7 protein-coding genes are annotated in these 6,985 nt (G+C 72.1%); 4 read left to right on the forward strand and 3 right to left on the reverse strand.

The genetic code is table 11. The annotated features are described in order from the left end of the window. Positions 1–55: 55 nt before the first annotated feature. Positions 56–1,309, forward strand: coding sequence for an ABC transporter permease subunit (locus E1281_RS35330; RefSeq protein ID WP_131884057.1), 1,254 nt, complete (start codon positions 56–58; stop codon positions 1,307–1,309). Beyond that, on the forward strand, positions 1,306–2,244 hold the full coding sequence (locus E1281_RS35335; RefSeq protein ID WP_131884051.1) for a carbohydrate ABC transporter permease: 939 nt from the start codon (positions 1,306–1,308) through the stop codon (positions 2,242–2,244). The genes E1281_RS35330 and E1281_RS35335 overlap by 4 nt, the downstream gene beginning before the upstream one ends. Before the next feature lie 87 nt (positions 2,245–2,331). On the opposite strand, the gene ugpC is transcribed toward E1281_RS35335, so the two are convergent. Continuing rightward, positions 2,332–3,588, reverse strand: coding sequence for a sn-glycerol-3-phosphate ABC transporter ATP-binding protein UgpC (gene ugpC, locus E1281_RS35340; RefSeq protein ID WP_131884052.1), 1,257 nt, complete (start codon positions 3,586–3,588; stop codon positions 2,332–2,334). A 150-nt stretch (positions 3,589–3,738) separates the two neighbouring features. Here ugpC and E1281_RS35345 point away from each other — a divergent pair, with 150 nt between their 5' ends. After that, the gene (locus E1281_RS35345; RefSeq protein WP_131884053.1) at positions 3,739–4,761 is read left to right on the forward strand and encodes a LacI family DNA-binding transcriptional regulator; all 1,023 of its coding nucleotides are present in this window, start codon (positions 3,739–3,741) and stop codon (positions 4,759–4,761) included. A 64-nt stretch (positions 4,762–4,825) separates the two neighbouring features. Further along, positions 4,826–5,266, forward strand: a complete 441-nt coding sequence (locus E1281_RS35350; RefSeq protein WP_131884054.1) for an Lrp/AsnC family transcriptional regulator — start codon at positions 4,826–4,828, stop codon at positions 5,264–5,266. A gap of 33 nt (positions 5,267–5,299) precedes the next feature. Here the strand turns inward: E1281_RS35350 and E1281_RS35355 are convergent, their stop codons facing one another. Beyond that, on the reverse strand, positions 5,300–5,839 hold the full coding sequence (locus E1281_RS35355; protein WP_131884055.1) for a DUF1707 and FHA domain-containing protein: 540 nt from the start codon (positions 5,837–5,839) through the stop codon (positions 5,300–5,302). Positions 5,840–5,993: 154 nt separating this feature from the next. After that, on the reverse strand, positions 5,994–6,985 hold a 992-nt coding region (locus E1281_RS35360; RefSeq protein ID WP_131884056.1), incomplete at its 5' end, for an acyl-CoA dehydrogenase.

Here is a 6,985-nt window from a genome sequence, read left to right on the forward strand (position 1 = left end):
GCCCCGCGAGCGCCGCGGGCGCGAGCGGCTCACGCCGCCGTCGTGGCTGGCCCTGATGTTCCTGCTGCCGGCGCTGCTGCTGCTCGGGTTCCTCGTCGTGTACCCGATCGTCTACTCGGTGATCCGCAGCCTCTTCGACGCCTCGGGCGGCACGTTCGTCGGCGCGGACAACTACGTCGGGGTCTTCCAGGGGCGCGACAACCTCATCGCGGTGCGCAACACCGCGATCTGGGTCGTGGTGGCGCCGACCGTGGTGACCATCGCCGGCCTGCTGTTCGCCGTCCTCACCGAGCGGGTCCGGTGGGCGACGGCGTTCAAGCTGGTGGTCTTCATGCCGATGGCGATCTCGTTCCTCGCCTCCGGCGTGATCTTCCGGATGGTGTACCAGCAGGACCCCGAGCAGGGCGTGGCCAACGCCGCGATGGTCGCGATCCACGACACGTTCGCCAAGGACACGAGCTATCCGGGCGCCGGCACCCGCGGCGGCGGCGAGCAGCCGGTGCGCGAGGAGGCCGGCGGTGTCGTCACGGTCGGCTCCTTCTCCGCCGGGCAGAGCGCGCTCGTGCCGCTGGTGAAGGTCAAGCCGGAGTACCTGCCGCAGGACGCCGAGCCCGCGGCGCCGCCGCCGGCGGCGGAACCCGGGCGGCTGAGCGGGACGGTCTGGTTCGACTTCACCAAGGGCGGCGGCGGGAGGCCGAACGCCGTGGACGGGAGCGAGAGCGGGCTGCCCGGCGTCAAGGTCGAGGCGGTGCGGGGCGGCGAGGTCGTCGCCACGGCCACCACGAACGCCGACGGCACGTTCACGATGGCGGACGTGCCCGACGGGACGTACACGATCCGGCTGCCCGCCGGGAACTTCACCGAGGCCTACCGGGGCGCGGAGTGGCTCGGCGGCACGCTGGTCACGCCCGCGATCATCGTGTCGTACCTGTGGGTGTGGTCCGGGTTCGCGATGGTGCTGATCGCCGCCGGGCTCGCCGCCATCCCGCGCGACGCGCTGGAGGCCGCCCGCGTGGACGGCGCCACCGAATGGCAGGTGTTCCGGCGGGTGACGATTCCGCTGCTCATGCCCGTCCTGATGGTCGTGGTGGTCACGCTCACCATCAACGTGCTGAAGGTCTTCGACCTCGTGTACATCATCGGCGGCGGCGATCCGAAGGCCAGCGTGCTGGCGCTGGAGATGTGGACCGAGTCGTTCGGCGGCGGCAACGACCAGGGCGCCGGCAGCGCCATCGCCGTGCTGCTGTTCGTGCTCGTCGTGCCCGCCATGCTGTTCAACATCCGGCGAATGCGGCAGGAGCGAACATGAGCACCGCGGACAAGGCCGCGACGGCGGCGCCCGGGACGGGTGCCGCGAACGGCGCGGCGGGGTCGCCGCGGCGGGGCCCGGCCGCCCGGATCGTCGGCCGCCTCGGCGGCGGCGCGGTGCAGGGCGTGCTGGTCCTGATCGCGCTGTTCTGGCTGGTGCCGACGCTCGGGCTGCTGGTGGCGTCGCTGCGCTCCAACGAGGACAACGCCGCCGGCGGATGGTGGAACGTGTTCACCGAGCCGGCGCAGCTGACCGCCGAGTCCTACTCGGCGCTGCTCGACAAGGGCGACTTCGTCGACTCGTTCTGGAACACCGTGCTGATCACCGTCCCGTCGACGGTGCTGGTCGTGGCGATCGCCTCGCTGGCCGCCTACGCGTTCGCCTGGATGGAGTTCCCCGGCCGGGACTGGCTGTTCCTGCTGGTGGTCGCGCTGCTGGTGGTGCCCGTCCAGGTGGCGCTGATCCCGGTCGCCAAGCTGTACGGGCGCATCGAGTTCGGCGGGTTCCAGATGTTCGGGTCCATCACCGGCGTGGTGCTGTTCCACGTCGCGTTCGGGCTGCCGTTCGCGATCTTCCTGCTGCGCAACTTCTTCGCGGCGATCCCTCGGGACCTCCTGGAGGCGGCGCGGATGGACGGCGGCTCGGAATGGACGATCTTCCGGCGGGTCATCTTCCCGCTGGGCGGCCCGGCGATCGCCTCGCTCGGCATCTTCCAGTTCCTGTGGGTGTGGAACGACCTGCTGGTCGCGCTGGTGTTCGCCGACACCGAGGCGCAGCCGATGACCAAGTGGCTGCAGTCGCAGATGCGGCAGTTCACCGGCAACATCGACATCCTGGCGCCCGGCGCGTTCCTGTCGCTGATCATCCCGCTGGCGGTGTTCTTCGCCTTCCAGCGGTACTTCGTGCAGGGCGTGCTCGCCGGCTCGGTGAAGTGAGGGCGTCCCCGCGGAGCGGGGCCTGCCGGTGAGCGGTGCCCACGGCCCGCGCGGGCCGTGGGCACCGCCGTCCGGCGGTGGGTCTGGTCAGGCGGACTTGTCGAGCGAGGGCGAGTCCGGCGCGGTGTGCCGGGGCGCGGCGTCCGGGTGGCCGATCGCCAGGCCGCTGGCCGGGTCGAAGAAGTGCAGCCGGCGGGTGTCGACGGCGAGTTCGACGTCCTGGCCCGGGCGGACGTGCGAGCGGGAGTTGACCCGGGCCGTCCACAGCGCCTTGTTGTCGATCAGCGGGATCGCCATGTCCTCCTCGCCCTCGGCGGCGTCGGAGGCCAGGTCGGCGGTGTCCTTGTGCTCGACCGGCGGGGCGTCGATGGTGAAGATGACGTTGATCTCGCTGCCGAGCTCCTCGGTGACGCTGCTGCGGACCGCCATCGGCGCCCACTCGGGCTTGGCGTGCGCGGCGTCCTCGAAGTCCGACGGGCGGACGCCGAGGACGACCTCGTCGCCGACGTAGTCCCGCAGGGCCGGCCGGTCGTCCAGCACGGAGGCCGGCACCGGCAGCGTGAAGCCGGCGAAGGACACCTGCGCGCCCCCGTCGCCGGAGGTCAGCCGGGCGGTCACGAAGTTCATCGCGGGGGAGCCGATGAAGCCCGCCACGAACAGGTTGACGGGGTTGTCGAACAGCCGCTGCGGGGTGTCGACCTGCTGAAGCCGGCCGTCGCGCAGCACGCACACGCGCGAGCCGAGCGTCATGGCCTCGACCTGGTCGTGGGTGACGTAGACGGTGGTGACTCCGAGCCGCTCGTGCAGCTGGCTGAGCGAGGCGCGCATGGAGACGCGGAGCTTGGCGTCCAGGTTGGACAGCGGCTCGTCCATCAGGAACGCCTGCGGCTCGCGGACGATCGCGCGGCCCATCGCGACGCGCTGCCGCTGCCCGCCCGACAGCGCGGCGGGCTTGCGCGACAGGTACTGCTCCAGGCCGAGCATCTTGGCGGCCTCGCGGACCTTCTGCTTGATCTCCGACTTCGGCGTGCCGCGCAGTTTCAGGCCGAACGCGAGGTTCTGCTCGACGGTCATGTGCGGGTACAGCGCGTAGTTCTGGAAGACCATCGCGATGTCGCGGTCCTTGGGAGCGAGGTCGTTGACGACCCGGTCGCCGATGGAGATCTTCCCGCCGGTGATCTCCTCCAGGCCGGCGATCATCCGCAGCGCGGTGGACTTGCCGCACCCGGACGGGCCGACCAGCACCATGAACTCGCCGTCGCGGATCTCCAGGTCGAGGCCGTCCACGGCCTTGACGCCCCCGGAGTACACCTTGTCGACCCGATCCAGCACGATCTTGGCCATCGCAACCCTCCCATGGAAACGTTTCCATCGAGCCCTGTCGAACAGGGTTTTTATTGCACTGCTGGGAGTAAACATGATGGAAACGTTTCCATGGGAGGGTTGCATGTGAGAGGGTGGCCGGAAACCGGGCGGGGAGGGGCGGTCGGCTCGATGGCGCAGCGGCGGTCGGCGACGATCAAGGACGTGGCGGCCTCGGCGGGCGTGGGCATCGCGACGGTGTCGCGGGTCTTCTCCGGCGGCGGCTCGGTCAGCGCCGCCACCCGCGAGCGGGTCCTGGCCGCCGCCCGAGACCTGGACTACCGGCCGAGCGCCCTCGGCCGCGGCCTCAAGCTGCGCCGCAGCGGCGGCATCGGCCTGATCGTCCCCGACGTCACCGACCCGTTCTGCGCCGAGCTGATCGCGGGCGTGCTCGCCTGCGCCCGCACCCTCGGCGAGCACGTGATCGTGGACGCCGCGCACGGCGACCCGTCCCGCGAGGCCGAGATCGTCGAGCGGCTGGTGGAGCAGCGCGTCGACGGCGTCATCGCCCAGCCCGCCGGCACCGAGGCCGACTGGCGCGGCGCCGCCCGCGTGTGCTCCAGCGTCGTGTTCGCCGGCCGCGCGCTGCCGGGGACGCCGCAGATCCCGGCCGTCCTCGCCGACGACGCGGGCGGCGTGCGGTCGCTGACCGAGTACCTCGCCGGGCTCGGGCACCGCCGCATCGGGTTCCTCGGCGCCGCCCCCGGCAGCCCGTCGCGGGTGCGGGAGGACGCGTTCCGCGCCACCCTCGCCGGGCTCGGCGTGCCGGTGGAGGAGGACCTGGTCGTCGCCGCCCGCCCGGTCGGCGACGCCGCCTACGCGGCCGCCGCCGGGCTGCTGCAGCGCCGCGACGACGTCACCGCGGTCCTCGCCGCCGGGCACCTGCTCGGCGAGGCCGCCGTGCTGGTGGCCCGCGAGCTGGACCTGCGGGTCCCCGCCGACGTGTCGATCGCCATGGTCGACGACGTCGCCTGGGCGGAGCTGTGCGACCCGCCGCTCACCGCCGTCGCCCGGCCCGCCCGCGACATCGGCTACCGCGCCTGCGAGATGCTGCTGCGCGAGCCCGCCCGCCGGGGCAGGGGAGGGCCCGTCCTGCTGGCGACCGAGCTCGTCGTGCGCGGCAGCTGCGGCCCGCTGCGCACCGCCCGGCGCTAGCGGCGGCGCGGGCGGCCGCGGAAACGGGTCCCGAGCACCGCCCCGGGCACGCTAGATTTCCCGCGTGGAGGAGATCGATCGTCAGATCATGGCGCTGCTGGCCGGCGACGGGCGCATGAGTTTCACCGACCTCGCCAAGGAGACCGGCCTGTCGGTGTCGGCGGTGCACCAGCGCGTCCGGAGGCTGCAGAAGCGCGGGGTCATCCTGGGTTTCGCGGCGCAGCTGGACAGCCGGCAGATCGGGCTGCCGCTGACCGCGTTCGTGTCGATCAAGCCGATCGACCCGGCTGCGCCCGACGACGCCCCCGACCGCCTCGCCCATCTCGACGCGATCGAGGCGTGCCATTCGGTCGCGGGGGAGGAGAGCTACATCCTCAAGGTGCGGGTCGGGTCGCCGAACGAGCTGGAGGACCTCCTCCAGCAGATCCGCGCCGCCGCGAACGTGGCGACGCGCACCACGGTCGTCCTCAGCACCCCCTGGGAGTCCCGCCGCCCGCCGCTCTGAGCCCGGCCACGCCTCCGTGAGGGACCGGCTCCGTCACGGGGCGGTGACGATGAAGCTGGCGTTGCCGAAGCCGACCTCGTCGCCGGGGCGGACGCGGGCCGGGCCGGTCAGCCGCCACCCGTTGACGCGTGTGCCGTTCATCGACCCGAGGTCGGAGATCATCCAGCCCTCGTCGGCGCGGTAGATCTCGGCGTGGAACCGGGAGACGGTCAGGTCGGTGAGGATGAACTGGCAGCCGGGCGCGCGGCCGACCACGATGCGCTTCAGGTCGCCGGGCGGCAGCATGAACCGCGGCAGCCGCGGGGCGCGCCAGGCCGCCTCCACGCGCGCGGTCACCTGGGACACCGAGGAGATGATGCCGGTCAGGCGCCGTACGACGCGCCCGGCGGGCGGCAGGTCGTGCACGATGTCGGCCAGCTCGGCCCGGCTGCGGGCCTGCAGGACCTGGTCGACGCGGCGCTCGAACGTCTCGTTCGACATGCGGCCCTCGGCCACACGGTCGCCGAGGACGCGCAGAATCCGGTCCCGTTCCGTGTCGGACGCTCTCACCGGGAACGAGGGCTGACCGTCCATATCCGTGAAGTATCCAGTCCCCATCGTCGGCTTGTCCAGAAAAGGACCTCGGCGGGGAACGGGTGATCGCCCTCACCCGCCCCCCACCGTCTTCGACGGCCGCCGGCCCGCGAAAGTTCGCGGTGTGTTCAGGGACCGGCCCGGCGCGGCCCGGTCAGGACGACAGGAGGTCGCGGGCGATGTGGGTGACCTGGATCTCGTCGGTGCCGGCGTAGATCTGGAACGACTTGGCGTCCCGCGCGAGCTGCTCGACGCGGTACTCGCTCATGTAGCCGTTGCCGCCGAACAGCTGCACGGCCTCCTGCGCGACCTCGCTGGCGGCCTGCGCCGAGTACAGCTTCATCGCCGAGGCCTCCGCGAGCGTGGGGGTCCGGCCGGCGCGCTGCATCTCGATGTGCCGGAACACCAGGTTCTGGACGTTGAGCCGCGCGACCTCCATCTTGGCCAGCTTCAGCTGGATGAGCTGGTAGTCGCCGATCCGCTGCCCCCACAGCTCGCGGGTCTTCGCGTACTCGACCGACAGCCTCAGGCACTCCTCGATGACGCCGAGCGCCATCGCCGTGACGCCCGCGCGCTCGGTGACGAAGTTCTGCTTGGCGGAGTCCTTGCCGCTGCCGGAGCCGGAGGCCAGCAGCCGGTCGGCGCCCGCGCGGACGTCGTCGAGGAACAGCTCGCCGGTGGGGGAGGAGTGCAGCCCCATCTTGCGCAGCGGCCTGCTCTGCTCCAGGCCCTCCATGCCGCTGTCGAGGACGAACGTGAGGATCTCGCGGTCGCGCGCTTCCCGCCCGTCGTCGAGCTTGCAGTAGAAGACGATCGTGTCGGCGTAGGGGCCGTTGGTGATGAAGGTCTTGCTGCCGTTGATGACGTACTCGTCGCCGACCTTCCTCGCGGTGGCCTGCATCCCGCCGAACGCGTCGGAGCCGGAGCCGGGCTCGGTGATGGCCCAGGCGCCGACCTTCTCCATCGTGAGCAGGTCCAGGGCCCAGCGCTCCCGCTGCTCGGGCGTGCCGCGCTTCATGATCGTCCCGGCGGCGAGGCCGAGGCCGACGCCCATCGCCGAGACCAGGCCGGGCGCGACCTTGCACAGTTCGATGACCGGCAGCATGGACATCGCCGCGCTGCCGCCACCGGGGCGGTCCGCGTCCC

The sequence above is a fragment of the Actinomadura sp. KC345 genome (genome assembly GCF_004348515.1).
GTDB lineage: Bacteria > Actinomycetota > Actinomycetes > Streptosporangiales > Streptosporangiaceae > Spirillospora.

Bases quoted from the DNA above. Each gene is read 5' to 3' on its own strand.
- E1281_RS35330 (WP_131884057.1), top strand. From the start codon at position 56: ATGTTCCTGCTGCCGGCGCTGCTGCTGCTCGGGTTCCTCGTCGTGTAC.
- E1281_RS35335 (WP_131884051.1), top strand. From the start codon at position 1,306: ATGAGCACCGCGGACAAGGCCGCGACGGCGGCGCCCGGGACGGGTGCC.
- ugpC (WP_131884052.1), bottom strand. From the start codon at position 3,588: ATGGCCAAGATCGTGCTGGATCGGGTCGACAAGGTGTACTCCGGGGGC.
- E1281_RS35345 (WP_131884053.1), top strand. From the start codon at position 3,739: ATGGCGCAGCGGCGGTCGGCGACGATCAAGGACGTGGCGGCCTCGGCG.
- E1281_RS35355 (WP_131884055.1), bottom strand. From the start codon at position 5,839: ATGGACGGTCAGCCCTCGTTCCCGGTGAGAGCGTCCGACACGGAACGG.